This window comes from Curtobacterium sp. AB7, from assembly GCF_044909335.1.
Classification (GTDB): domain Bacteria; phylum Actinomycetota; class Actinomycetes; order Actinomycetales; family Microbacteriaceae; genus Curtobacterium.
Genome location: NZ_JBIYED010000012.1, coordinates 28062 through 53660, shown reverse-complemented (window position 1 = coordinate 53660; position 25599 = coordinate 28062). Strand labels below are relative to the sequence as shown.

Genomic DNA, 25599 nt, shown 5'->3' with positions numbered 1-25599 from the left:
CGACCAGCCTACGGGGTCCGGCCGAGCACCTCGTCGTAGACCTGCCGTGTCCTCGTCGCGATCGCGTCCCAGGTGAACTCGGACTCGACGCGCAGGCGTCCGGCGCGGCCCATGAGCTTCGCGAGCCCCTCGTCGGCGAGCACCTCGCCCAGGGTCGCGGCCAGGTCCGCCACGTACTTCTCGGGGTCGGTCGGGGTGCCGGTGCCGTCCTGCGCCTGGTCGATCGGCACGATGCGACCGGTGAAGCCGTCCGCGACGACCTCGGGGATGCCCCCGGTGCCGGTCCCGACGACGGGGATGCCGCACGCCATGGCCTCGAGGTTCACGATGCCGAGCGGTTCGTAGATCGACGGGCACACGAACACGGTGCCCGAGGACAGCACGTTCACGATCTCCTCGTGCGCGAGCATCCGGTCGATCCACACGACGCCCTCGCGCTGCTCGCGCAGGCCCTCGACCAGCCCGGTGACCTCGGCGAGGATCTCCGGGGTGTCCGGGGCGCCGGCGCACAGCACGATCTGGACGTCCTCGGGGAGCGACGCCACGGCGCGGAGCAGGTAGGGCAGGCCCTTCTGCCGGGTGATGCGACCGACGAAGACGACACTGGGGCGCGACGGGTCGATGCCGAGGGCGCGGACGGCGTCCTCGTCGACCTGCGGCTTCCAGGCGTCGATGTCGATGCCGTTGTAGACGACGTGCACCTTGGCCGGGTCGATCGACGGGTACGAGCGCAGGATGTCGGCGCGCATGGCCTTCGACACCGCGATCACACCGTCGGCGTTCTCGAACGCCTCGCGTTCCATCCAGCTCGACAGGCGGTAGCCACCGCCGAGCTGCTCGGCCTTCCACGGGCGGAGCGGCTCGAGGCTGTGCGCCGTGACGACGTGGGGGATCCCGTAGGTCAACTGCGCGATCCGGCCCGCCGAGTTCGCGTACCAGGTGTGCGAGTGCACGAGGTCGGCGCCCTCGACGTCGGCGGCGATGGCCACGTCGGTGCCGAGCGCCTGCAGTGCACCGTTCGCCTGCTCGAGGCCGGCCGGCGTGCGGTACCCCCAGACGTCGGCTTCGTCGCGGAAGGCCCCGAAGGCCCGGACCCGGACGTCGGTGTCGGTTCCCGACCGCAACGCAGCAGTCAGTTCGGCCACGTGGACACCCGCTCCGCCGTAGACCTCCGGCGGATACTCCCTGGTCAGTAGATCGACTCGCACGGGTTCAACGTAACCGGTTCCCAGTGCTGACGCCTACTGTGAGCGGCATGGCACCAAAGAAGGTCTTCGGCATCGTGCTCGCTGGCGGCGAGGGGAAGCGGCTCATGCCGCTCACGGCCGACCGGGCGAAGCCCGCAGTCCCGTTCGGCGGGAACTTCCGTCTCATCGACTTCGCGCTGTCGAACCTGGTGAACTCCGGTCTGCAGAAGATCGTCGTCCTCACCCAGTACAAGTCGCACAGTCTCGACCGGCACGTCGCCGAGACCTGGCGCATGGAGGGCCTGCTCGGGTCCTACGTGGCGTCGGTCCCCGCGCAGCAGCGACTCGGCAAGCGCTGGTTCGCCGGGTCGGCCGACGCGATCCTGCAGTCGCTCAACCTGCTCCGCGACGAGCGCCCCGACATCGTCGTCGTCGTGGGCGCCGACCACGTGTACCGGATGGACTTCCACCAGATGGTCGAGGCGCACATCGCCTCGGGCCGCAGTGCCACCGTCGCGGCGATCCGTCAGCCCATCGAGCTCGCCGACCAGTTCGGCGTCATCCAGGTGGACGCCGACGACCCGACGAAGATCGATGCCTTCCTCGAGAAGCCGAAGGACCCGGTCGGGCTCGCCGACTCCCCCGGCGAGGTCCTGGCCTCGATGGGCAACTACGTGTTCAACGCGGACGCCCTCGTCGACGCGGTGCTCCGCGACGGCCAGGTCGAGTCGTCCGCGCACGACATGGGCGGTGACATCGTCCCCGACTTCGTCGACCGCGGCGACGCCGGTGTCTACGACCTGCAGCGCAACGAGGTCCCCGGGTCCACCGACCGCGACAAGTACTACTGGCGCGACGTGGGGACGATCGACTCGTTCTTCGACGCGCACATGGACCTCATCGCCCCGGTGCCGGTGTTCAACCTGTACAACCAGGACTGGCCGATCTTCAACCAGCAGACCAACCTGCCCCCGGCGAAGTTCGTGCGGGACGCCAACGGCAACACCGGCTCGACGGTCGACTCGCTCGTGTCGCTCGGCTGCCTGGTGTCGGGCGCGCAGGTCGAACGCAGCATGATCGGCCCGTGGTGCGGGATCGACTCCGGCGCGAAGGTCCTCGACTCGATCGTCTTCGAGCGGGCGACGATCGGCGCCGGTTCGGTCGTGAACCGGGCGATCCTGGACAAGGACGTCGTCATCGCGCCGGGTGCGCAGGTCGGCATCGACCGTGAGGCCGACGAGGCCCGCGGCTTCACCGTGACCGAGTCGGGCATCACCGTGGTCGGCAAGGGCGTCCGCGTCGACGCGTAGGACGACCCAGGAAACCGGTCAGGAGGCACGGCTCGCGTCACGGACGCGAGTCGTGCCTCCGTCTGTCGGTACCGTTGGTCCGTGCCCCGCTTCCTCGTCGTCCTCGATGCCGATTCCACCCTCCTCGAGGACGAGGTGATCGAACTCCTCGCCGACACCGCCGGGACCCGACCACAGGTCGAGGCGATCACGGAGCGCGCCATGCGCGGGGAGATCGACTTCGCCGAGAGCCTCCGGGAGCGTGTCGCAACCCTGGCGGGCCTCCCGGTCGACGTCTTCCGACGCGCACAGCGAGCGGTCCGCGTGACGCGGGGAGCCGACCAACTCGTCCGCGGCGTGCACGCCGCCGGGGGGACCGTCGGTGTCGTGTCCGGCGGGTTCCACGAGGTCCTCGACCCGTTCGCCGAGCAGCTCGGTCTCGACCACTGCCGGGCGAACCGGCTCGAGGTGGCCGACGGCGTGCTGACCGGACGTGTGCTCGGCGACGTCGTGGACGCGCACGCCAAGGCCGTCGCCCTGCGGGAGTGGGCCGAGGCCGACGGCGTGGACGCGGTCCGCACCGTCGCGATCGGCGACGGGGCGAACGACCTCGAGATGATGCGCGTCGCCGCCCTGTCGGTGGCGTTCGACGCGAAGCCGCGCGTGCGGGAGCAGGCGGACGTCGCCGTCGTGGACCGCGACCTGTCCGCCGTGCTCGCGACGCTCGGACTGCGCGGCTGACGCTCCGCTCCTCGCAGCCGAGTCTCGCGCACGGCGACACTTCTCGGCCCGCGCGGCCCGAGCAGTGTCGCTCAGTCCGAGACTCGGGCCGGGCGGGCCGGGCCGGGCGGGCCGGGCGGGCCGGGCCGGGCTGGCTAGTGGCCCATCCCGAGGCCACCGTCGACCGGGATGATCGCGCCGGAGACGTAGCCGGCCCCGTCGCTCGCCAGGAACAGCGTGGCGTCGGCGACGTCGTCGACGGTCCCGTAGCGGGCCGCCGGGATCGCCTTCTTGAACTCGGCCTGCAGTTCGTCGGACAGCGCAGCCGTCATGTCGGTCTGGATGAACCCGGGCGCGACGACGTTGGCGGTGATGCCGCGCGAGCCGAGCTCACGGGTGATCGAGCGGGCCATGCCGACCAGGGCGGCCTTCGAGGACGCGTAGTTGACCTGGCCGATCTGGCCGTAGGCGCCGACGACGCTCGACATGAGCACGATGCGGCCGAACTTCGCCTTCATCATGCCCTTGGTGGCACGCTTCACGACCCGGAACGTGCCGGTCAGGTTGGTGTCGACGACACTCGTGAAGTCGTCCTCGGACATGCGGAGCAGCAGCTGGTCGTTCGTGATGCCGGCGTTCGCCACGAGCACCTCGATCGGACCGAGCTCGGCTTCGACCTGCGTGAAGGCCGCGTCCACCGAGGCCGTGTCGGTGATGTCGGCCTGCACGGTGAGGGCCCCTTCGGGTCCGCCCTGTCCGCTGCGCGACGTGACCGCGACGCGGTGCCCGGCGGCGACGAAACGCTCGGCGAGGGCGTGGCCGATGCCGCGGTTGCCGCCGGTGATCAGGACGGTACGGGGGGTGCTCATGGTCGCTCCGTTCGGTGGTGGTGTGCGGTCGTGTGGTGCCGACGGGTCGGCGGACACGCCCGGACGAGCGTAGCGGAGCCAGCACCGCAGCCCGTTCGCGCGCGGCGCACCCACGATCGGCCCCGGAGGCTTAGGCTGGACCACGGGTAGACGGAGACCATCTGTATGAAGAGCACGCACACCAGCATCACCACGCTCCCGGATTCGCCGGAGCTGGACCGGGCGCACCGCCTGTCCCGCTACGTGTGGCAGATGGCGATCCGCGTCGTGCTCTTCGTCGTGGCCGTGCTCGTCTACTCCATCTGGCACTCCTGGATCGCCGTCGTGCCGATCGTCCTCGCCGCGGTGATCCCCTGGGTCGCCGTCATCGTCGCGAACGCCGGCAGCCGGACCGAGAGCGACATGATCTCGCCCGCCGGTGCCATGCAGCTCTACGACGCGGTCGACCCGGGCCTCCGCGAGCAGCAGGAAGAGGACCGCGCCCAGGCCTACCGCGACGAGCAGGACCGCCTCCGGCAGCAGGCGCAGCACGCACAGGACGAGTGGCAGCGCAACGGCGACCGCTCGAAGATGTGGGGACACCGCTGATGGGCGCGACCTTCGACCTGCACACCGAGCCGGGCTCGACCCCCGTCTGCTCCCGGGCCGGCTGCTCCAACACGGCAGCCTGGCGGGTGAACTGGCGCAACCCCCGGATCCACTCCGCCGACCGCGTGAAGATCTGGGCCGCGTGCGACGAACACCGCGACTTCCTCGCCGACTACCTGCGGTCCCGCACCTTCCCGGTGCGCGTCACCGGCATGCACGAGGACGTCGACCGGCTCGACGACGAACGCGATCCGGCATCGTCGCCGAAGAACGACGTCGGGGTGCGCTCCACCGGCACCGGTCGATGACCGACGACTTCGACCCGCACTCCCGGTACGGCCGGAAGCACGCTGCCAAGCTGCAGCGCGCCGCCGACCACGCACGGCGATCCGTACCGGACGACGAACGTCCCACCACGCACCCGGACGAGCCCTTCGTCGGCTGGCACTTCGTCCGGAGTCGCCGCTGGCTCGGGTACTTCGCGATCGCCGTGGCCTTCGCCATCGTCTGCGCCCTGTTCGGCATGTGGCAGTGGGACCGCCGCAACGAAGCCGTACGTCAGAACGAGCAGGTCGCCCAGAACTACGACCACACTCCGGTGCCCCTCGACCAGGCGCTGCCGACGGCGTCGAGCTGGCAGGACGAGCAGGAGTGGCTGCGCGTCGCCGTGACCGGCCGCTACGACATCGACGCACAGCTGCTCGTCCGCAACCGCGTGCACAACGGCCAGCCCGGCTTCGAGGTCCTCACCCCCCTGGTCACCGACGACGGCCGCGCGTTCATCGTCGACCGCGGCTGGGTCCCCACCGGCAACGCGCAGGACGCGCCCGACCACGTGCCCGCTCCCCCGTCGGGCGAGGTCACGGCGATCGTCCGGCTGCAACAGAGCGAGCCCCGGATCCCCGGCCGCACCGACCCCGCGCACACCGACCAGGTGCAGTCGGTCACGCTGGCGGACGTCGCGAAGAAGGTCGACACCCCCATCTGGACCGGCGCGTACGGCGAGCTCGCCTCCGAGTCCCCCGCCCCGACCGAGGCGCGCCCGCTCGGCTGGGAGCGCCCCACTGCCGACACCGGCCTGCACCTGAGCTACTTCATCCAGTGGTTCCTGTTCGCGGCCGGCGGCTTCGGGTTCCTGGCGTACGTGATGGTGCAGGAGTACCGGAACCTCAACCAGGACGACCCGGAGGAACGCGAGCGCGCCCAGGAGCGGCAGCGCCGCAAGGACGCCAAGCCGAAGACCGACGCGGAGATCGAGGACGACCTGATCGCGTCCCGCCGCTGACGCGCTGCACCGGGCCGCTCGCCGCACGCGTGCCGCCGAGCGGTCAGGAACCGTCGCCCGTCGACGCCGGTGACGACACGTGGTGACCACTCGGCGGACGCGAGCGGGTTGCCTTGACCAACGGGACAGCAGACGGGAGGCCCGTGGCGGCGTCGCCACGGGCCTCCCGTCCGTCCTCCGGTCACGTCGACCACCGCACGCCACCCGGCCGCTGGTCACGACGCGCTCGCATGCGTGCCGCCGAGCGGTCACGAACCGTCGCTCGCCGGCGACGGTGCCGACACATGGTGACCACTCGGCGAACCTGAGCGGGGTGTCGTGACCGCCCGCTAGGCGAGCTCGATGAGCTCCGCGTAGTCCTTGTTCCAGTGGTCCTCGGTGCCGTCCGGCAGCAACAGCACGCGCTCGGGGTTGAGCGCCTCGACAGCACCGGCGTCGTGGGACACCAGGACGACCGCACCCTCGAACCCGGCCAGGGCGTTCAGGATCTCCTCGCGCGACGCCGGGTCCAGGTTGTTCGTCGGTTCGTCGAGCAGCAGCACGTTCGCGCCCGAGACGACGATCATCGCGAGCGACAGACGCGTCTTCTCACCACCGGACAGGACCCCGGCCTTCTTGTAGCCGTCGTCCCCGGTGAACAGGAACGACCCGAGCACGCGACGGGCCTCCGTCTCGTTGAGGTCGGTCGACGCCGACACCATGTTCTCGATCACGGTGCGGTTGACGTCGATGTTCTCGTGCTCCTGCGCGTAGTACCCGATGCGCAGACCGTGGCCGGGCTGGATCTCACCGGTGTCGGGCAGGTCGGCACCCGCGAGGATGCGGAGCAGGGTCGTCTTGCCGGCGCCGTTGAACCCGAGGATGACGACGCGCGAACCGCGGTCGATCGCCAGGTCGACGCCCGCGAAGATCTCGAGCGACCCGTAGGACTTCGACAGCCCCTCGGCCATGAGCGGCGTCCGGCCGCACGGGGCCGGCGTGGGGAAGCGGATCTTGGCGACCCGGTCGGCGACGCGCTCGTCCTCGAGACCCGCGAGCAGCTTGTCGGCACGCGCGACCATCTGGTGCGCTGCGGCGGCCTTCGAGGCCTTCGCACCGAACCGAGCGGCCTGGTCCTTCAACGTCGCGGCCTTCTTCTCGGCGCCGGCGCGCTCCTTGCGGCGACGCTCTTCGTCTGCGACACGCTGCCGCTGGTACAGCTTCCAGCCCATGTTGTAGATGTCGATGGTCTGGCGGTTGGCGTCGAGGTAGAACACGCGGTTGACGACCTCGTCCACGAGTTCGACGTCGTGGGAGATGATGATGACGCCACCGGGGTAGGTCTTCAGGTGCTCGCGCAGCCACACGACCGAGTCGGCGTCGAGGTGGTTCGTGGGCTCGTCGAGGATCATCGTCTCGGCGTCCGAGAACAGGATCCGCGCGAGCTCGATGCGACGACGCTGCCCGCCGGAGAGCGTCTTGAGCTGCTGGTCGAGGATGCGGTCCGGCAGCTTCAGGTTCGACGCGATCGAGGCAGCCTCGGCCTCGGCCGCGTAGCCGCCGAGCGCGTTGAACTGGTCGTCGAGTCGGCTGTACCGGCGCATCGCCTTCTCGGCGACGGCCGTGTCCTCGCTCGCCATGTCGAGCGTGGCGAGGCGGATGCCCTCCACGAGCTCACCGAGACCGCGGGCGTCGAGGATGCGCTTGCGCGCGGTCTCCTCCGGATCGCCGGAACGCGGGTCCTGCGGCAGGTAGCCGATCTCACCACCGCGCTCGATCTTGCCGCCGGTGGGCTGCGTCTCACCCGCGAGGGCCTTGGTCATCGTCGTCTTCCCCGCGCCGTTGCGGCCGACGAGTCCGATCTTGTCACCCTTCTCGACACGGAAGGACACGTCTTCCATGAGGAGACGAGCTCCGACGCGGATCTCGAGTTCGTGCACGGCAAGCACAGTGGACGTCCAATCAGTTGGTGGGTTTGCACAACGACGTGTGCGTGAGGTGCACCGCTACGCTGACGGGACCGATGGTTCCGAACGGGACCAGCAGTCCATTCTAGGAGAATCCATGACGAACGCCACCGGGTTCGCTCCCCGCGCAGTCCTCGCCGACCGTCTGCGGACGCACGGGCTGGCCACGAACGCCGCCCTCGTCGCCGGCGGAGCCCTGTTCACCGCCGCGATGGCACAGCTCGAGGTCCCGATGTGGCCGGTCCCGATCACCGGGCAGACGCTCGCCGTCGTGCTCGTCGGCGCGACCCTGGGTGCCCGCCGCGGCATGCTCTCGCTGCTCGTCTACGCCGTCGCCGGCCTCGCGGGTGCACCGTTCTTCGCCGACATGACCGGCGGCCTGCAGGCCCTGGCCGTGCCGAGCTTCGGCTACGTCATCGGGTTCGTCCCCGCCGCGGGCGTCGTCGGCTGGCTCGCCCGCCGCAACTGGGACCGTCACTTCGGGCGCGCCGCGGTGGCGATGCTGCTCGCGAGCGCCATCCCGTTCGTGACCGGCCTGCCGTACCTGGCGGTCGTGCTCGGGCAGCTCGGCGCACCCAACGACCTGCAGTCGGTGCTCGCCGCCGGCCTGTACCCGTTCATCGTCGGTGGGATCGCGAAGGCGCTCATCGCCGCGGGCATCGTGCCGCTCGCGTGGAAGGCGCTCGGCCGCCGCTGACCCGTCGCACGACAACGGCCCCGCACCGATCGGTGCGGGGCCGTTCTGCGTCCGATGCGCGGCCGGGCTGCCGGTGCGCGGCCGGGCTGCCGATGCGCGGCCGGGCTGCCGGTGCGGTCCGTGCGGCTCGCCGAGTCGCAGGACACGCCGCCTGCGGGGCGCGTCGTTCGGTCACGACTCCCCGTCGCCTGGAGACCGAGTGGTCGCGATCAGCCGCCTGGAGCGCGGTCAGCCGACAGAACGTGACCAGTCGGCGGACGCAAGCGGGCGGTCGCGACCGCTCGGCGGCGCGCCCCGCGCGTGGCGCCACCACGGACAGACGGGAGGCCCGGTGCCAGCTGGCACCGGGCCTCCCGTCTGCGGTGTGGTCGCGACTAGATCGCGAACCCGAGCGCGCGCATCATCTCGCGCCCGTCGTCGGTGATCCGCTCCGGACCCCACGGCGGCATCCAGACCCAGTTGATGCGGAAGGCGTCCACGATGCCGTCGAGGGCGTTCGCGGTGTCGCCCTCGATGACGTCGGTGAGCGGGCAGCCGGCACTGGTCAGCGTCATGCTGATCACGAGCGCCGAGGCCTCGTCGTCCCAGGCCAGGTCGTAGATCAGGCCGAGGTCGACGATGTTGACGCCGAGCTCCGGGTCCTGGACCTCTTTCAGACCCTCGACGACCTCGTCGAACTTCTCCGGGGCGAGTGCCGCGATCATCAGGCCTGCGCCTCAGCGGCGGACGCGGCCGCAGCCTGCACGTAGCGGTCGTAGCCCTCGTTCTCGAGGCGGTCGGCGAGTTCCGGGCCACCCTGCTCGGCGACCTTGCCCGCGACGAACACGTGCACGAAGTCCGGCTTGATGTAGCGCAGGATGCGCGTGTAGTGCGTGATGAGCAGCACGCCCAGGCCGGTCGCGGCCTTGGCGCGGTTCACGCCCTCGGACACGATCTTCAGCGCGTCGACGTCGAGGCCGGAGTCGGTCTCGTCGAGCACGGCGAAGCGGGGCTTCAGGAGCTCGAGCTGCATGATCTCGTGGCGCTTCTTCTCGCCACCGGAGAAGCCCTCGTTGACGTTGCGCTCGGCGAACGACGAGTCCATCTTGAGGTCGGCCATCGACTGGCGGAGCTCCTTGATCCAACCGCGCAGGGCCGGGGCCTCGCCGTCGATCGCCGTCTTGGCGGTGCGGAGGAAGTTCGACACCGTCACGCCGGGGATCTCGACCGGGTACTGCATCGCCAGGAACATGCCGGCACGGGCGCGCTCGTCGACGCTCATCGCGAGGACGTCCTCGCCGTCGAGGGTGATCGACCCACCGACGACGTTGTACCGGGGGTGACCGGCGATCGTGTACGCCAGCGTGGACTTGCCGGAGCCGTTCGGCCCCATGATCGCGTGGATTTCGCCCTCGTTGATCGTGAGGTCGACACCCTTGAGGATCTCCTTGGTGCCCTGATCGGTGTCGATCGAGACCTGGAGGTCGCGGATTTCCAGAGTGGACATTGCGTGGGTTCCTTCGGTTTTCTGTCGTGTCGCGGACGGGCCGCGGAAAGTGTGGGGGCCGGGCGGCGGTGTCAGTCGACGGGGACGGGGTCGTGCACGTCGACGTAGACGTCGCCCTCGCGCACCTCGACCCGGAACACCGGGACGGGTTCGTACGCCGGGAAGTTCTGCGGCTTCCCCGTGGCGAGCGAGAAGCGGGAGCCGTGGGCCCAGCACTCGAGCGTGTCGCCCTCGATGAACCCCTCGGCCAGCGAGATGTCCCCGTGGGTGCAGGTGTCGCCGATGGCGTGCACGGTGCCGGACGAGTCCTTCACGATGGCCACCGCGGTGCCGTCGACGACGGCGCGCATCGGGCTGTCCACCGCGATCTCGGACTCCGCGCAGACCTTCGTGGGCATCAGGCGTCGGCCTCCGCCGGCGCGACGATCACCGAGCGGCCCTCGGCGAGCTCCTGCTCGACCGCGGCGATGAGTCGTTCCTCGAGCTCGGGCGCACCGATCTTCTGGATGACCTCGACCAGGAAGCCGAGCACGACGAGCCGACGCGCTTCTTCCTCGGGGATGCCGCGGGCCTGCAGGTAGAACAGCTGCTCGTCATCGAAGCGACCGGTCGCACTCGCGTGGCCGGCACCCTCGATGTTGCCCGTCTCGATCTCGAGGTTCGGGATGCTGTCCGCACGGGTGCCGTCGGTCAGCACGAGGTTGCGGTTCTGCTCGTACGAGTCGGTGCCGTCACCGGCGCGACCGATGAGCACGTCACCGATCCACACGGTGTGCGCGCCCTTGCCCTGCAGCGCACCCTTGTAGTTGACCCGACCGCGCGTGTTCGGCGCGTCGTGGTTCACGTAGACCTGCTGCTCGATGTACTGACCGGCGTCGGCGAAGTACACGCCGTACATCTCGGTGTCGGCGCCCTGCGCACCGAGGTGCGTCGAGGGGTTGACCCGGATGACGTCGCCGCCGAGCGAGACCACGACGTGCTTCAGGAAGGCGTCGCGGCCGACCTCGGCGAAGTGCGTCGAGACGTGCACCGCGTCGTCGTCCCAGTCCTGCAGGCTGACGACGGTCAGGCGCGCACCGTCCTGCACGACGATCTCGATGTTCTCGCTGAGCAGCGCGCTGCCGCGGTTGTCGAGCACGACGATGCCCTGGGCGTGCGGCTCGGCCGTGATGACCGTGTGCGCCGCGCGGGGCTGCGTGCCGAAGTCGGAACGCGTGATGGTGATGAACTCGTGCGCCTCGGTCGCCGTGACGGTGACGGCGAGGACGGCGTCGCGCGCCGTCCACGCAGCGGCCGCTGCACGGTCCTCGGGCAGACCAGCGGACCCGACGCGGGGGTCGTCGCTGCGACCCCACTCGACGTCGGCACCGTCGGACTGGCGGGCGAGGAAGCGGTAGGCGGATCCGTCGAGACCGCCGTCGAGGAGCGGCTGGAGCTTCGCCAGGGGCGCGAACTTCCAGTTGACCTCTCGGCCGGTGACGGTCGGGAACGCCTCGAGGTCGCCGGACTGGAACCGCTCGGAGCGGGTCTGGACCGGGATCTTCTTGTCCGGGGCGTCCCAGCCGCCGTCGGAGTGGGCTCCGGCGCCGTGCTGTTCGGCACCCTGGGCGGGTGCCGCGGGCTCGATCGGCTGGTCGATGTGGGGAGGGGTGGTGCTGGACATCTAGCCGACGGATCCTTCCATGCTCATCTCGATGAGCTTGTTGAGTTCGAGCGCGTACTCCATCGGGAGCTCGCGGGCGATCGGCTCGATGAAGCCACGGACGATCATCGCCATCGCTTCGTCCTCGGCCATGCCGCGGGACATCAGGTAGAAGAGCTGCTCCTCGCTCACGCGCGAGACCGTGGCCTCGTGCCCGAGCTGGACGTCGTCGACGCGGATGTCGATCGCCGGGTACGTGTCACTCCGGCTGATGGTGTCGACGAGCAGCGCGTCACACCGCACGGTGTTCGCTGCGTGGTGGGCCGCCGGGTCGACCCGGACCTCGCCGCGGTAGCCCGCACGACCGCCGCCACGGGCGATCGACTTCGAGACGATCGACGACGTCGTGTACGGCGCCATGTGGATCATCTTCGCGCCGGCGTCCTGGTGCTGGCCGGGGCCGGCGAACGCGACGGACAGGGTCTCGCCCTTGGCGTGCTCACCGGCGAGGTAGATCGACGGGTACTTCATCGTCACCTTGGAGCCGATGTTGCCGTCGATCCACTCCATCGTGGCGCCCTCGTGCGCGATCGCACGCTTGGTCACGAGGTTGTAGACGTTGTTCGACCAGTTCTGGATCGTCGTGTAGCGAACGCGGGCGTTCTTCTTCACGATGATCTCGACGACGGCCGAATGCAGCGAGTCCGACTTGTAGATCGGGGCGGTGCAGCCCTCGATGTAGTGGACGTAGGAGTCCTCGTCCGCGATGATCAGCGTCCGCTCGAACTGGCCCATGTTCTCGGTGTTGATCCGGAAGTAGGCCTGGAGCGGGATCTCGACGTGGACGCCCTTGGGGACGTAGACGAACGAGCCGCCCGACCACACGGCCGTGTTCAGCGCGGCGAACTTGTTGTCGCCGGCCGGGATCACGGTGCCGAAGTACTCCTGGAAGAGTTCGGGGTGCTCGCGGAGCGCGGTGTCGGTGTCCATGAAGATGACACCCTGCTGCTCCAGGTCCTCGCGGATCTGGTGGTACACGACCTCGGACTCGTACTGCGCGGCGACACCGGCGACGAGTCGCTGGCGCTCGGCCTCGGGGATGCCGAGCTTCTCGTAGGTCGCGCGGATGTCCTCGGGGAGGTCCTCCCACGACTGCGCCTGCTTCTCGGTCGAGCGCACGAAGTACTTGATGTTGTCGAAGTCGATGCCCGTCAGGTCGGCACCCCACGTCGGCATCGGCTTGCGGCCGAAGAGCTGCAGGCCCTTGAGCCGGTTCTTGAGCATCCACTCGGGCTCGTGCTTGAGGTTCGAGATGTCGGTGACGACCTCGTCCGAGACCCCACGGCGGGCCGAGGCCCCGGCCGAGTCGGAGTCGGACCAGCCGAACTCGTATTGCCCGAGCCCTTCGAGCTCGGGACGGTCGATGAGCACGTCGGACATGGTCTCCTCGTTTCCTTCTCGCGGGGCAGCGTCTTCAGGTGTGAACCCGTGGCGTCTGGACGCCATTCCACCGCAGACCGCCGACAGGCGGACACGGTGCTGCTCCCTCGCAACGACAATGGTTCCACGCAGTCCCTGGATCGATCGGCGATCTCGGCCCATTCGGAGCCGGCGCCTGCCTAGACTTGACTGCTGCTGAACCCTCGAATCCTACAGGTTCACTGCACGGAACAACAGGAAGGCACCACCCTCGTGACTCGCGTCGGACCCCCCGTCGACCAGGATCTCCGGACCGCACGGTGGTGGTCGCTCCCCCGGGTCGTCGACCGCCGGGTCATCGCGCTGGCGTGGGCCTCGTTCGTGGTCGAGGTGGTGTTGATCGGCACCGGCGGTCTCGTCCGCCTGACCGCGTCGGGCCTCGGATGCCCCACCTGGCCCAAGTGCACGGCCGATTCGCTGGTCTCGACACCCGAGATGGGCATCCACGGGATCATCGAGTTCGGCAACCGACTGCTCACCTTCGTGCTCGTCATCGTGGCGATCGCGATGTTCCTGGCGGTCGTCCGGATGCTCCGCACGCGCCCCGAACTCTTCTGGCTCGCGTTCGCTCAGGGCGTCGCGATCCCGGTCCAGGCCGTCATCGGTGGGCTCAGCGTGCTCACGAACCTCAACCCGTTCGTCGTCGGGCTGCACTTCGTCGTGTCCGCCGCCCTGACATCGGTCACCGCGGCCCTGGTCTACCGGACGATGCACGGGCCCCGCACCAGCCACCGCCTCGTGCCCGGCTGGTACACCGGCGTCGTCCGCGGCACCGTCGCCGCCGTCGTGGTCACCGTGCTCGTCGGCATCCTGACGACCGGCAGTGGCCCGCACGCCGGCGCCGACGAAGCGGTCGACGGCGGGATGCTGCACCGCACGGGCTTCGACCCCGCGGTCATGGAACACGTGCACGCCTGGCCCGCGTACGCCCTGTTCGCGCTGACCCTCGTGCTCGTCGTCGGCGCAGTCCGGCTCCGGATCTCGAGCAAGTGGGCGCTGTTGCTGCTCGTCGTCGAGTTCCTGCAGATCGCCGTCGGCCTGACCCAGGCCCGCACCGGTCTGCCCGTCGGGCTGGTGGGCACGCACATGGTGCTCGCCGGACTGCTCGTCGGGGCCACCACGGCGGTCGTGCTCGCCACGCGCGCCAGCGCCGGTCGCGAAGCCGTGCGCGAACCACTCGACGCAGCCTGACGCCCGGGCGCGTCGCGCGCGCGACACCGGTTCTGCGACACCCCACGAGTCGATCGACTCGTGGGGTGTCGTTCGTTGCGCGTGCACCGGGTGCGTGCGTCCGCCCCGCGGCCAGGGCTCGCACGCTGCGGACGGGAGGCCCGTGGCGGCCCCGCCCCGCGCCTCCCGTCCGCCCTGTGCGCACGTCCACAGCCGCGCCCGGTCGTGCGCCGACCCGGAACGACGTCGTCGACGTCGTACGACGTCGAGGACGTCGCATCGCGCCTGCGCGCAACCCTCGCGTACGCGTACGCGCACCGACGACGAAGGCGACGTCGCACGACACCGAGGACGTCGTACGGCGTCGCCCGGCGCGGCGCGCAGCGCCTAGAAGGTGAAGACCTGCGGCAGCAGCGGGTCGATGCCCACGGCGATGAAGAGCAGCGTCAGGTAGGTGATCGAGCTGTGGAACACCCGCATCGGCTGCACGTGCTCGACGTGCTGGATCGCCCGCGAGTACAGCCGGTGCGACTCGACGACGAACCAGATGCCACCGGCCAGTGCGACCACGGTGTACAGCGGGCCCATGTGCGCAACAGGGATGAGCAGGAGCGAGCAGACGAGCGTCGCCCAGGCGTAGAGCACGACCTGCAGGCCGACCACGGTGCGACCGCGGACCACGGCGAGCATCGGGACGTCGGCGGCGTCGTAGTCGTCGCGGTACTTCATCGACAGCGGCCAGTAGTGCGGCGGCGTCCAGAGGAAGATCACCATGAACAGGATGACCGGGGCCCAGGTGAGCGACCCGGTGACGCCCGCCCAGCCGATGAGCACGGGCATGCAGCCGGCCGAGCCCCCCCACACGATGTTCTGCGGAGTGCGGCGCTTGAGCCACAGCGTGTAGACGAACACGTAGATGAGGATCGCGATGACGCTCAGGGCCGCGGCGAGCCAGTTCACCAGGAACCCGAGCACCGCCGTCGACAGGACACCGAGGATCCACGAGAACATGAGGGCTTCGCGGTCCGAGAGCTCACCGGTCACCAGCGGGCGGGTGCTCGTCCGCTTCATCAGGCGGTCGATGTCACGGTCGATGTAGCAGTTGAAGGCCGACGCCGAACCGGCGGACATCGCGCCGCCGAGCATCGTCCAGAACACGAGCCAGAGGTCCGGCACACCACGCTCGGCCAGGAACATGGTCGGCGCGGTGGTCACGAGCAGCAGCTCCATGACCCGCGGTTTGGTCAACGAGACGTACGCACGGACCTTGCGGGACAGCGTCGATCGGGGTCGATCGGTGTCGGGCCTGGTCACGGTGGCAGTCGGCAAGGGAACCTCAGTCTGTTCGCATCAGCTCGCACACTCGGTGGACGACTGCGGCGGCGTCCGGGCATGCGCTGACCCGGAATGTCCACGGGTCGTCGACAGTTTACGTGATGGAAGCGCCGCGATGATGCCCCGCTCGCCCATCCCGGTCACGACGACGGACCACGGACGCCCGACTGCGGAGCACGACACGCCCGGCGGACAGGCGCCCGGGTGACCCGACTGGTGAACATCGGGCGTCACCTGAACCCCTTCTGAGTGGCTGGTCACTATGCTGGACCTGCCCTCCCGCAGTGCGCGCCCCGATGACGTCGGCCGCGATGAGCCGGTCGGCCGCCGCTAGACGGCGACACGACTCGGCCCCGGGATGGCCACATGTCCGTGCGATGGCACGAGCCCTCGCACATGTCGCATCAAGAAGGGTCAACATCCAAGTGGCTGAATTCACCTGGGACGCCATCGACCGGAAGGCCGTCGACACGGCCCGCGTTCTCGCCGCCGACTCGGTCGAGGCCGCCGGCAACGGTCACCCCGGCACCGCGATGAGCCTCGCGCCGCTCGCACACCTGCTCTTCCAGAAGGTGATGCGTCGCGACCCGAGCGACTCCACCTGGATCGGCCGCGACCGCTTCATCCTCTCCGCCGGTCACGCCTCGATCCTGCAGTACGTGCAGTTCTACCTGCACGGCTACGGCCTCGAGCTCGAAGACCTCCAGCACCTGCGCAAGTGGGGCTCGAAGACCCCGGGTCACCCGGAGTACGGCCACACCGACGGTGTCGAGATCACCACCGGCCCGCTCGGCCAGGGCCTCGCGTCCTCGGTCGGCTTCGCCTACGCCCAGCGCTTCGAGCGCGGCCTGTTCGACCCGGAGACCCCGGCCGGCCAGTCGCCGTTCGACCACTTCACCTACGTGATCGCCGGTGACGGCGACATGCAGGAGGGCGTCACGAACGAGGCGGGCTCGCTCGCCGGCCGCCAGCAGCTCGGCAACCTGATCGCGTTCTACGACTCGAACCAGATCTCGATCGAGGACAACACCGACATCGCGTTCTCGGAGAGCGTCCCCGAGCGCTACGAGGCGCTCGGCTGGCACGTCCAGATCGTCGACTGGAAGAAGACCGGCGAGTACTCCGAAGACGCCGTGGCGCTCCACGCCGCGATCGAGGCCGCTCAGCAGGTCACCGACAAGCCGTCGCTCATCGTCCTCAAGACGATCATCGGCTGGCCGTCGCCGACCAAGCAGAACTCCGGCAAGATCCACGGTTCGGCGCTCGGCGCCGACGAGATCAAGGGCCTCAAGGAGGTCCTCGGCTTCGACACCGCGAAGACCTTCGAGGTCGCTCCCGAGGTCCTGGAGTACACCCGCGGCGCCGTGGCCAAGGGCCAGGCGCAGCACGCCGAGTGGCAGAAGACCTTCGACGCGTGGGCTGCCGCCAACGCCGACAAGAAGGCGCTGTTCGACCGCGTCAACGCCAAGGAGCTCCCCGCGGACCTCGAGGCAGCACTGCCGGTCTTCCCGACCGACAAGGCCGTCTCGACCCGTGCCGCCTCCGGCAAGGTCATCAACGCCATCGCGCCGCTGATGCCCGAGTTCTGGGGTGGCTCGGCCGACCTCGCCGAGTCGAACCTCACCACGATCGAGGGCGCCAAGTCCTTCGGTCCGGCCGAGGCCTCGACGTCGACGTGGAGCACCGACCCGTACGGCCGCGTGCTGCACTTCGGCATCCGCGAGCACGCCATGGGCTCGATCCTCAACGGCATCGTCCTGCACGGGAACACCCGCCCCTTCGGTGGCACGTTCCTGATCTTCAGCGACTACATGCGTCCGGCAGTCCGTCTCGCCGCGCTCATGGGCGCCCCGGCGATCTACGTCTGGACCCACGATTCCGTCGCACTCGGTGAGGACGGCCCGACGCACCAGCCGATCGAGCAGGTCTCGTCGCTCCGTGCGATCCCGGGTCTCGACGTGGTCCGCCCCGCCGACGCCAACGAGGTCGCGTACGCCTGGCTCGAGATGCTCAAGCACACCGACCGCCCGGCCGGCATCGCGCTGAGCCGTCAGAACCTGCCGGTGTTCGAGCGTGGCGAGGGCGACGCCTCCGGTGAGGTCTTCGCCTCGGCGAAGAACGTCGCCAAGGGTGCGTACATCCTGGCCGAGGCGCCGAACGGCACCCCGGACGTGATCCTCATCGCGACCGGTTCCGAGGTCCAGATCGCCGTCGAGGCCCGTGAGCAGCTCAAGGCCGAGGGCATCAACGCCCGCGTCGTGAGCGCACCGTCCATCGAGTGGTTCCGCGCCCAGTCCGAGAACTACCAGGACCAGGTGCTCCCGAAGGACGTCACCGCTCGCGTGTCGGTCGAGGCCGGCATCGCCATGAGCTGGCGCGACATCGTCGGCGACAAGGGCCGCAGCGTCTCGATCGAGCACTTCGGTGCCTCGGCCGACTACCAGACGCTCTTCAAGGAGTTCGGGTTCACGACGGAACACGTCGTGGCCGCCGCGAAGGAATCCATCGCGGCTTCCTGACCCGCAGGGGCCGGGTCCGGTTCGCCGGATCCGGCCCTTCTGCCGGGAGGCGCGGCTCGGCTCCGCCACGCGCCCCCGGTCCCCCAGACCCCGGCCATCAGGCCGATGAAGGAAAGAAGAGAAACACATGGCTGAGAACACCCCCACTGCCGCCCTCTCCGCGGTCGGCGTGAGCATCTGGCTCGACGACCTGTCCCGCGAGCTCCTCGAGACCGGTGCGCTCACCGACCTCATCGCGCAGAAGAACGTCGTCGGCGTCACCACGAACCCGACGATCTTCGCGTCGGCCCTCGCCAAGGGCGAGCGCTACGACGCCCAGGTCAAGGAGCTGGCTGCTGCCGGCACCGACGTGACCGCGGCGATCTTCGAGATCACCACGCAGGACGTCGCCAACGCGTCCGACGTCTTCAAGCCGATCTACGACGAGACCAAGGGCTTCGACGGCCGCGTCTCGATCGAGGTCGAGCCGGGCCTCGCGCACGAGACCGCCAAGACCATCGAGCAGGCCAAGTTCCTGTTCGAGAAGGTCGGCCGCGAGAACGTCCTCATCAAGATCCCGGCAACGGTCGAGGGCCTCGAGGCCATCACCGAGGTCATCGGCGCGGGCATCTCGGTGAACGTCACCCTGATCTTCTCGCTCGAGCGCTACCGCGCCGTCATCGACGCCTACCTCGGTGGACTCGAGAAGGCCAAGGCCGCCGGCCACGACCTGTCGAAGATCCACTCGGTCGCCTCGTTCTTCGTGTCGCGCGTCGACTCCGAGATCGACAAGCGCCTGGACGCCGTCGGCACCGACGAGGCCAAGGCCCTGAAGTCGAAGGCCGGCATCGCCAACGCGCAGCTCGCCTACCAGGTCTGGACCGAGGCGTTCGCCTCCGAGCGCGCCCTCGGCCTGCTCGAGGCCGGTGCGAACACGCAGCGTCCGCTCTGGGCCTCGACCGGCGTCAAGGACCCGTCGCTGCCCGACACGCTCTACGTGACCGAGCTCGCCGCACCGAACACCGTGAACACGATGCCGGGCAAGACGCTCGACGCCACGTTCGACCACGGTGAGATCCACGGCGACGCGATCGCCGGCACCTTCGACGCCGCGCAGCAGGTCCTCGACCAGCTCGCCGCGCAGGGCATCGACTACGACGACGTCGTGGCGCTGCTCGAGAAGGAGGGCGTGGACAAGTTCAACGTCTCGTGGGGCGAGCTCGTCGACACCGTGAAGGCTGCGCTCGAGGGCGCCAAGTAGTGACGGTTTCCATCGCTGCCAGCGGCGATGCCGCGCGGGCCATCGACTCGGTGGTCCCGCGGCTCGTCGCTGACCTGGTGGCCTCGGGCATCACCGCCCAGGACCCCGAGCTGTGGGGACCGGACGCCGAGGCCGAGGCGTCCAAGCGCCTCGGCTGGGTGGAGGCCGTCTCGGTCTCCCGCCCGCTCGTCGCCCAGATCACCGCGCTGCGCGAGTCGCTCCGTGCCGAAGGGGTCGACCACGTCGTCCTCGCCGGCATGGGCGGCTCGTCGCTCGCGCCAGAGGTGATCACGCGCACCGCCGGCGTCCCGCTGACGGTGCTCGACTCCACCGCCCCCGCGCAGGTCCGCGCCGCCGTCACGACGGACCTCGAGCGCACCGTGCTCGTCGTCTCGTCGAAGTCCGGCTCCACGCTCGAGACCGACTCCCAGCGCCGTGTCTACGAGCAGGCGTTCCGCGACGCCGGCATCGACCCCACCGGCCGCATCGTCGTCGTCACCGACCCGGGCTCCGCGCTCGAGGCCGCCGCGATCGACGCCGGGTACCGGGTCTTCACCGCTGACCCGACCGTCGGCGGCCGCTACTCGGCGCTCACTGCGTTCGGGCTGGTACCTTCCGGTCTCGCCGGAGCGGACATCGCCGAACTGCTGGACGAGGCAGACGCGATCTCCGCGCTGCTGTCGGTCGACCTCGACGAGAACCCCGGGCTCGTCCTCGGTGCGGTCCTCGCCGGCACCGACCCGCTGCGCGACAAGATCGCCATCGTCCCGGACGGCACCCACATCGTCGGGTTCGGCGACTGGGTGGAACAGCTGATCGCCGAGTCGACCGGCAAGAGTGGACGTGGCCTGCTGCCCGTCGTGCTGCACCCCGACTCCCCCGAGGTCTCCGCAGCCCTGCCGGACGTCCAGGTCATCCGTCTGGTCGGTTCGCGCGAGGACGAGCGCCACGTCGCCGAGGGCGAGGTCGAGATCACCGGGACGCTCGGTGGCCAGATCCTCGTCTGGGAGTACGCCGTCGCGGTCGCCGGGCGCCTGCTCGGCATCGACCCGTTCGACCAGCCCGACGTCGAGGCCGCCAAGGTCGCGACCCGTGCGCTCCTCGACGACCGTCCCGCGCCTGCGGAACCTGCATTCACCGAGGACGGCATCGCCGTCTCCGCGACGCCCGGACTGCCGGTCGGGAAGACGCTCGCAGAAGCCGTGACGGGCCTCCTGTCCGAACTGGACGCCACCGGCTACGTGGCGGTGCAGGCGTACGTCGACCGCACCACGAACCGTGACCTCGAGACGCTCCGCGACGCCCTGGCGGCGCGCACGCGTCGGCCGGTCACCTTCGGGTACGGCCCGCGGTTCCTGCATTCGACCGGGCAGTACCACAAGGGCGGCCCCGCCACGGGAGTGTTCCTGCAGATCGTGGCGGACGAACCGGACGACCTGGCGATCCCGGGCCGGCCGTTCACGTTCGGCCAGCTCCTCCAGGCCCAGGCAGCCGGTGACGCGAGTGTCCTCGCGCAGCACGGCCGCCCGGTCCTCACCCTCACGACGTCGGACGTGCGCGCCGCCACCGCGGCCATCGCCTCCGCCGTCTCCCACTGACTCGTAAGGAGTTCACCGACTCATGTCACCGGTGGCAATCACCCCGGAGCACAACCCGCTCCGGCTGCCGACGGATCGTCGACTGAACCGGATCGCGGGACCGAGCACGCTCATCATCTTCGGCGTGACGGGCGACCTGTCACGCAAGAAGCTGATGCCGGCGGTCTACGACCTGGCCAACCGGGGGCTGCTGCCCCCGGGGTTCGCGCTCGTCGGCTTCGCCCGTCGCGACTGGGAGGACCAAGACTTCTCCCAGCTCGTGCACGACGCCGTCAAGGAGCACTCCCGCACCCCGTTCGACGAGGACGTCTGGCGTCAGCTCGAGCAGGGCATCCGCTTCGTCCAGGGCTCGTTCGACGACCCCGAGGCGTTCCTGCAGCTCAAGCAGACCGTCGACGACCTGGACGCCGAGCGCGGGACGCTCGGCAACCACGCGTTCTACCTGTCCATCCCGCCGAAGATGTTCCCGGTGGTGACCGAGCAGCTGAAGCTGTCCGGCCTCACCGCGAAGCGCGAGGGCTCGTGGAGCCGCGTGGTCGTCGAGAAGCCGTTCGGCTCCGACCTCCGCACCGCGCGCGAGCTGAACGCGATCGTCGAGAGCGTCTTCGCGCCCGACGACGTGTTCCGCATCGACCACTACCTCGGCAAGGAGACCGTCCAGAACCTGCTGACGCTCCGGTTCGCGAACCAGATGTACGAACCCATCTGGAACTCGAACTACGTCGACCACGTCCAGATCACGATGGCCGAGGACATCGGCGTCGCCGGACGTGCGGCGTACTACGACGGCATCGGCGCGGCGCGCGACGTCATCCAGAACCACCTGCTGCAGCTCCTCGCGCTCACCGCGATGGAGGAGCCCGTCTCGTTCAAGGCCGCCGACCTGCGCGCCGAGAAGGAGAAGGTGCTGTCCGCTGTGCGGCTGCCCGAGGACCTGTCGACCGCCACGGCGCGTGGACAGTACGCCGGCGGCTGGCAGGGCGGCGAGAAGGTGCTCGGCTTCCTCGACGAGGCCGGGATGAACCCCGAGTCCGGCACCGAGACGTACGCGGCGATCAAGCTCGACATCGCGACCCGTCGCTGGCAGGGCGTCCCGTTCTACCTGCGTGCCGGCAAGCGGCTCGGCCGTCGTGTGACCGAGATCGCGATCGTCTTCAAGCGCGTCCCCGAGGACGTCTACGGCAACTCGCAGTCCCCCCTCGGTCAGAACGCGCTCGTCATCCGCGTCCAGCCGGACGAGGGCGTCACGCTCCGGTTCGGCTCGAAGGTCCCCGGCGTCGGCACCCAGGTGCGCGACGTGACGATGGACTTCGGGTACGGCCACGCCTTCACCGAGGCGTCCCCCGAGGCGTACGAGCGACTCATCCTCGACGTGCTCCTCGGTGACCCGCCGCTGTTCCCGCGGCACCAGGAGGTCGAGCTGTCCTGGAAGATCCTCGACCCGATCGAGGAGTTCTGGGCCACGCAGGGCCAGCCCGAGCAGTACCGTCCCGGCACGTGGGGTCCGGCGTCCGCCGACGCCCTGCTCGCCCGCGACGGCCGGACCTGGAGGCGTCCATGAAGATCGACCTGCCGAACACCACGGTCTCGAAGATCCAGAAGAAGCTCGTCCACATCCGCGAGGAGGGCGGCGCCGTCGCCCTCGGTCGTGTCCTGACGCTGATCATCTCGACGGCCCTCGGCCACGAGGAAGAAGCGATCGAGGCCGCGAACGAGGCGTCCCGCGAGCACCCGATGCGCGTGATCATCGTGTCGAAGAACGACGGTGACACGAAGTCGCCCGGCCGTCTCGATGCGCAGATCCGCGTGGGCAGCGACGCGGGTGCCAGCGAGGTCATCGTCCTCCGTGCCTACGGCGAGACCGCGACCGACGAGGAGAGCCTGGTCACGGGCCTGCTCCTGCCGGACGCCCCGGTCGTGGCCTGGTGGCCGCAGACCGCGCCGTCGCAGCCGTCGGCCTCGGCACTGGGCCGCATCGCCCAGCGTCGGATCACCGACGCCGCCGCGCAGAAGGACCCGAACGGCGCGATCGAGGCCCTCGGTGCCTCGTACGTGCCGGGCGACACCGACTTCGCGTGGACCCGACTGACCCTGTGGCGGAACCAGCTCGCCGCGGCGCTCGACCAGCCGCCGTACGAGCCGATCACCGGCGTCGAGGTCACGGGCGCTTCGGACAGCCCGTCGACGATCCTGCTCGCCGCGTGGTTGCAGCTCCAGCTCGAGGTGCCGGTGACGGTCACCACGTCGCCGCGTGCGACCGGCTCGAGCGGCATCCACGGCGTCAAGCTCGTGCGCGAGTCGGGCACCATCGACCTCGAGCGTTCCCTGGTGGACGTCGCGACGCTCTCGATGCCCGGTCAGCCCACGCACGACCTGTCGCTGCCACGCCGCAACCTGCGTGACTGCCTGGCCGAGGAACTCCGTAGACTCGACCCGGACGTCCTCTTCGGAGACGTCGTCAAGCACGGGGTGACCCAGCTGCGCGAGACCATCGCCCGCTGAGCACCCCACAACGGTCGGGTCGTCTGTCTGGTGCAGGCGGCCCGACCGGACCGAAGGCGGTCGTACGACCGGTCGGCCGCCACGAACACGGGAGTCACGTGACCAACGAACGGCGGGTGCTCGTGCACCCGGACAAGCAGGCCCTCGGCGCTTCGGTCGCCGCACGCTTCATCACCAAGATCATCGACGTGCTCGACGAGCAGGAGCGTGCCGACATCGCGATCAGCGGTGGCTCGGTGTCGTCCCTCGTCCTCGCCGCGATCGGTCAGTCGCCGGCGCGCGAGAGCGTCGACTGGTCGAAGGTCCACGTCTGGTGGGTCGACGAGCGCTGGGTGCCGGCCGGTGACGCCGACCGCAACACCACGGGGACGCAGACCGACTTCTTCGACCACGTCGACATCCCGGAGTCGAACATCCACCCGATGCCCGCGTCCGACGCCGGCATCGACATCGAAGCGGCCGCGCTGCAGTACGAGCGCGAACTCCAGGACGCCGCGTACGAGGGTGCCGTTGCTCCGCGCTTCGACATCACGCTGCTCGGTGTCGGCCCCGACGGGCACACCGCGTCGCTCTTCCCCGAGTTCCCGCAGCTCACGGTCACCGACCGCGCCGTCGTGTCGGTCGACGACTCCCCCAAGCCGCCGCCGCAGCGCCTGACGGTCACCTACCCGGTGATCAACGCCTCGCAGCGCGTCTGGGTCATCCTGTCCGGTGCCGAGAAGGCGTCGGTCCTCGGGCTCGCCCTGGCGGGCGCCTCCGTCGAGGACGTCCCCGTGGGCGGCGTCCAGGGTCGCAAGCGCACCGTGTTCTTCGTGGACCAGGACGCCGCGCGCGACGTCCCCGAGAACCTCATCGCGTCGACGTACTAGACGGGCGTCCTGCCTGACGGGAGGCCCGGTGCCAGCTGGCGCCGGGCCTCCCGTCCGTCGTCCGGTCGCCCCTACCGCCGCCGGCCCCGTCCCCGTCGTCCCCGCGCACTGGCCGTCGGCCGCACCCGCGCGCCGATGCCGAGCGGTCAGGAAGTGTCGCCTGGACGCGCCCCACGCGACAGAACCCGCCGCCGCAGCGAACCGCACGCGGCGTGTCGTGACCACTCGGCGAGACGGCTCTCCGCGCGGCACTCGGCACCGGGCACCCGGCACCCGCACCCCGTGCCCCGGACCTGCACCTGCACCTGCATCCGCACGATCACGACACCCCGCCGACACCACGCCGAGCGGTCAAGAAGTGTCGCCTGGACGCGCCCCAGGCGACAGAACGCGCCGCCGCAGCGAACCGCACGCGGCGTGTCGTGACCACTCGGCGAGCGGGCCACCCGCGCGCCGAGCACCGCCGGCGACTTCAGACGCACGAAGGCCCCCACACCATCACGGTGCGGGGGCCTTCGTCAGTGGGTGAGCGCTACGCCTTCTTCGCCGCGGTACCGCGACGCTCGCGAAGCTGCTGGAGCGCGTCCTCGAGGAGCTGCGCTGCCTCTTCCTCGGTGCGACGCTCCTTCACGTACGCCAGGTGCGTCTTGTAGGGCTCCGTCTTGGAGACCACGGGAGGGTTCTCCTTGTCCCGCCCGGCGGGGAGACCGCTCGACGGCGAATCGACCGTCTCGGGGATCTCTTCGTCCGGGAGGTTCGCGGCGAAGTACCGCACGACCTCGTTGCCGAGGGCGTCCCAGTACGAGATCGCCACACGCTCGGCCTGGACCCCACGGTCCTGCTCGCCCATCGGTCCTGCGCCCACGCGGGACCCTCGGATTGCACTGCCTCCGCTAGCCATGGATCAGACCCCCGCCGTGAACTTGTTGATGAGACCGAGCACGATGATGGAGACGATCCAGACCAGACCGAGGATCACCGTGATGCGGTTGAGGTTGCGCTCGGCGACGCCGGACGCCCCGAGGTTGCTCGTCACGCCGCCACCGAACATGTCGGAGAGACCGCCACCGCGGCCCTTGTGCAGGAGGATGAGGAGCGTGAGCAGGAGGCTCGTGATTGCGAGCAGGACCTGCAGCACGACGGAGAGTATCGCCACGACGTACCTTTCGTGTCAGTCA

At 69.8% G+C, this 25599-nt stretch carries 24 protein-coding genes; 13 read left to right on the top strand and 11 right to left on the bottom strand.

Annotation, left to right across the window (positions count from 1 at the left end; genetic code table 11):
- Positions 1–8: 8 nt before the first annotated feature.
- Positions 9–1208 (bottom strand): glycogen synthase, encoded by a 1200-nt coding sequence (gene glgA, locus ABH929_RS17340; protein ID WP_404562107.1) that lies wholly within the window; start codon positions 1206–1208, stop codon positions 9–11.
- Between the two features lie 47 nt (positions 1209–1255).
- Between glgA and glgC the strand changes: the two genes are divergently transcribed.
- Positions 1256–2497, top strand: coding sequence for a glucose-1-phosphate adenylyltransferase (gene glgC, locus ABH929_RS17335; RefSeq protein WP_263090871.1), 1242 nt, complete (start codon positions 1256–1258; stop codon positions 2495–2497).
- Positions 2498–2578: 81 nt separating this feature from the next.
- Entirely contained in the window at positions 2579–3217 is a 639-nt protein-coding gene (gene serB / locus ABH929_RS17330; RefSeq protein ID WP_404562106.1) for a phosphoserine phosphatase SerB, read from the top strand.
- A 134-nt stretch (positions 3218–3351) separates the two neighbouring features.
- On the opposite strand, the gene fabG is transcribed toward serB, so the two are convergent.
- A complete protein-coding gene (gene fabG, locus ABH929_RS17325) occupies positions 3352–4065 on the bottom strand; it encodes a 3-oxoacyl-ACP reductase FabG (RefSeq protein ID WP_027465673.1) in 714 nt (237 codons plus the stop codon).
- Positions 4066–4230: 165 nt separating this feature from the next.
- Between fabG and ABH929_RS17320 the strand changes: the two genes are divergently transcribed.
- Genes ABH929_RS17320 through ABH929_RS17310 form a run of 3 tightly spaced genes read left to right on the top strand, consistent with a single transcriptional unit; the run spans position 4231 to position 5938 of the window.
- Complete coding sequence (locus ABH929_RS17320; protein ID WP_123312561.1) at positions 4231–4653, top strand: DUF3099 domain-containing protein; 423 nt, start codon at positions 4231–4233, stop codon at positions 4651–4653.
- Entirely contained in the window at positions 4653–4961 is a 309-nt protein-coding gene (locus ABH929_RS17315; protein ID WP_404562104.1) for a hypothetical protein, read from the top strand. Before ABH929_RS17320 ends, ABH929_RS17315 begins: the two co-directional genes overlap by 1 nt.
- Positions 4958–5938 (top strand): SURF1 family protein, encoded by a 981-nt coding sequence (locus ABH929_RS17310; RefSeq protein ID WP_404562102.1) that lies wholly within the window; start codon positions 4958–4960, stop codon positions 5936–5938. Before ABH929_RS17315 ends, ABH929_RS17310 begins: the two co-directional genes overlap by 4 nt.
- 329 nt (positions 5939–6267) lie before the next feature.
- On the opposite strand, the gene ABH929_RS17305 is transcribed toward ABH929_RS17310, so the two are convergent.
- Positions 6268–7866, bottom strand: a complete 1599-nt coding sequence (locus ABH929_RS17305; protein ID WP_404562101.1) for an ABC-F family ATP-binding cassette domain-containing protein — start codon at positions 7864–7866, stop codon at positions 6268–6270.
- Between the two features lie 115 nt (positions 7867–7981).
- Here ABH929_RS17305 and ABH929_RS17300 point away from each other — a divergent pair, with 115 nt between their 5' ends.
- Positions 7982–8581, top strand: a complete 600-nt coding sequence (locus ABH929_RS17300; protein WP_404562100.1) for a biotin transporter BioY — start codon at positions 7982–7984, stop codon at positions 8579–8581.
- 374 nt (positions 8582–8955) lie between these two features.
- Here the strand turns inward: ABH929_RS17300 and ABH929_RS17295 are convergent, their stop codons facing one another.
- The 5 genes from ABH929_RS17295 to sufB form a co-directional block, all read right to left on the bottom strand.
- Positions 8956–9285: a metal-sulfur cluster assembly factor gene (locus ABH929_RS17295; RefSeq protein ID WP_111083972.1), complete on the bottom strand. Its 330-nt coding sequence runs from the start codon at positions 9283–9285 to the stop codon at positions 8956–8958.
- Positions 9285–10067 (bottom strand): Fe-S cluster assembly ATPase SufC, encoded by a 783-nt coding sequence (gene sufC, locus ABH929_RS17290; RefSeq protein ID WP_111083971.1) that lies wholly within the window; start codon positions 10065–10067, stop codon positions 9285–9287. The genes ABH929_RS17295 and sufC overlap by 1 nt, the downstream gene beginning before the upstream one ends.
- 71 nt (positions 10068–10138) lie before the next feature.
- A complete protein-coding gene (locus ABH929_RS17285; protein WP_111083970.1) occupies positions 10139–10465 on the bottom strand; it encodes a non-heme iron oxygenase ferredoxin subunit in 327 nt (108 codons plus the stop codon).
- Entirely contained in the window at positions 10465–11730 is a 1266-nt protein-coding gene (gene sufD, locus ABH929_RS17280) for a Fe-S cluster assembly protein SufD (RefSeq protein WP_263090862.1), read from the bottom strand. Before sufD ends, ABH929_RS17285 begins: the two co-directional genes overlap by 1 nt.
- Positions 11731–13149 (bottom strand): Fe-S cluster assembly protein SufB, encoded by a 1419-nt coding sequence (gene sufB, locus ABH929_RS17275; protein WP_111083968.1) that lies wholly within the window; start codon positions 13147–13149, stop codon positions 11731–11733.
- Positions 13150–13401: 252 nt separating this feature from the next.
- Here sufB and ABH929_RS17270 point away from each other — a divergent pair, with 252 nt between their 5' ends.
- Positions 13402–14379 carry a heme A synthase gene (locus ABH929_RS17270; protein ID WP_111083967.1) on the top strand — a complete coding sequence of 326 codons (978 nt, stop codon included), beginning with the start codon at positions 13402–13404 and terminating at the stop codon, positions 14377–14379.
- A 366-nt stretch (positions 14380–14745) separates the two neighbouring features.
- Here ABH929_RS17270 and ABH929_RS17265 read toward each other — a convergent pair whose 3' ends face one another.
- Positions 14746–15672: a heme o synthase gene (locus ABH929_RS17265; RefSeq protein ID WP_404562098.1), complete on the bottom strand. Its 927-nt coding sequence runs from the start codon at positions 15670–15672 to the stop codon at positions 14746–14748.
- Positions 15673–16118: 446 nt separating this feature from the next.
- Between ABH929_RS17265 and tkt the strand changes: the two genes are divergently transcribed.
- From tkt to pgl, 6 genes are all read left to right on the top strand, one after another.
- Positions 16119–18212 carry a transketolase gene (gene tkt, locus ABH929_RS17260; protein ID WP_205462465.1) on the top strand — a complete coding sequence of 698 codons (2094 nt, stop codon included), beginning with the start codon at positions 16119–16121 and terminating at the stop codon, positions 18210–18212.
- 127 nt (positions 18213–18339) lie between these two features.
- A complete protein-coding gene (gene tal / locus ABH929_RS17255) occupies positions 18340–19452 on the top strand; it encodes a transaldolase (protein ID WP_205462466.1) in 1113 nt (370 codons plus the stop codon).
- Entirely contained in the window at positions 19452–21050 is a 1599-nt protein-coding gene (locus ABH929_RS17250) for a glucose-6-phosphate isomerase (RefSeq protein WP_404562097.1), read from the top strand. Before tal ends, ABH929_RS17250 begins: the two co-directional genes overlap by 1 nt.
- Positions 21051–21072: 22 nt before the next feature.
- The gene (gene zwf, locus ABH929_RS17245; protein ID WP_111083962.1) at positions 21073–22611 is read left to right on the top strand and encodes a glucose-6-phosphate dehydrogenase; all 1539 of its coding nucleotides are present in this window, start codon (positions 21073–21075) and stop codon (positions 22609–22611) included.
- Positions 22608–23552, top strand: coding sequence for a glucose-6-phosphate dehydrogenase assembly protein OpcA (locus ABH929_RS17240; RefSeq protein WP_205462467.1), 945 nt, complete (start codon positions 22608–22610; stop codon positions 23550–23552). Before zwf ends, ABH929_RS17240 begins: the two co-directional genes overlap by 4 nt.
- 98 nt (positions 23553–23650) lie before the next feature.
- Positions 23651–24421: a 6-phosphogluconolactonase gene (pgl, locus tag ABH929_RS17235; RefSeq protein ID WP_111083960.1), complete on the top strand. Its 771-nt coding sequence runs from the start codon at positions 23651–23653 to the stop codon at positions 24419–24421.
- Between the two features lie 532 nt (positions 24422–24953).
- Here pgl and ABH929_RS17230 read toward each other — a convergent pair.
- Positions 24954–25322, bottom strand: coding sequence for an RNA polymerase-binding protein RbpA (locus ABH929_RS17230; protein ID WP_027465686.1), 369 nt, complete (start codon positions 25320–25322; stop codon positions 24954–24956).
- Positions 25323–25325: 3 nt separating this feature from the next.
- Positions 25326–25577, bottom strand: coding sequence for a preprotein translocase subunit SecG (secG, locus tag ABH929_RS17225; protein ID WP_017887256.1), 252 nt, complete (start codon positions 25575–25577; stop codon positions 25326–25328).
- Positions 25578–25599 lie beyond the last annotated feature (22 nt).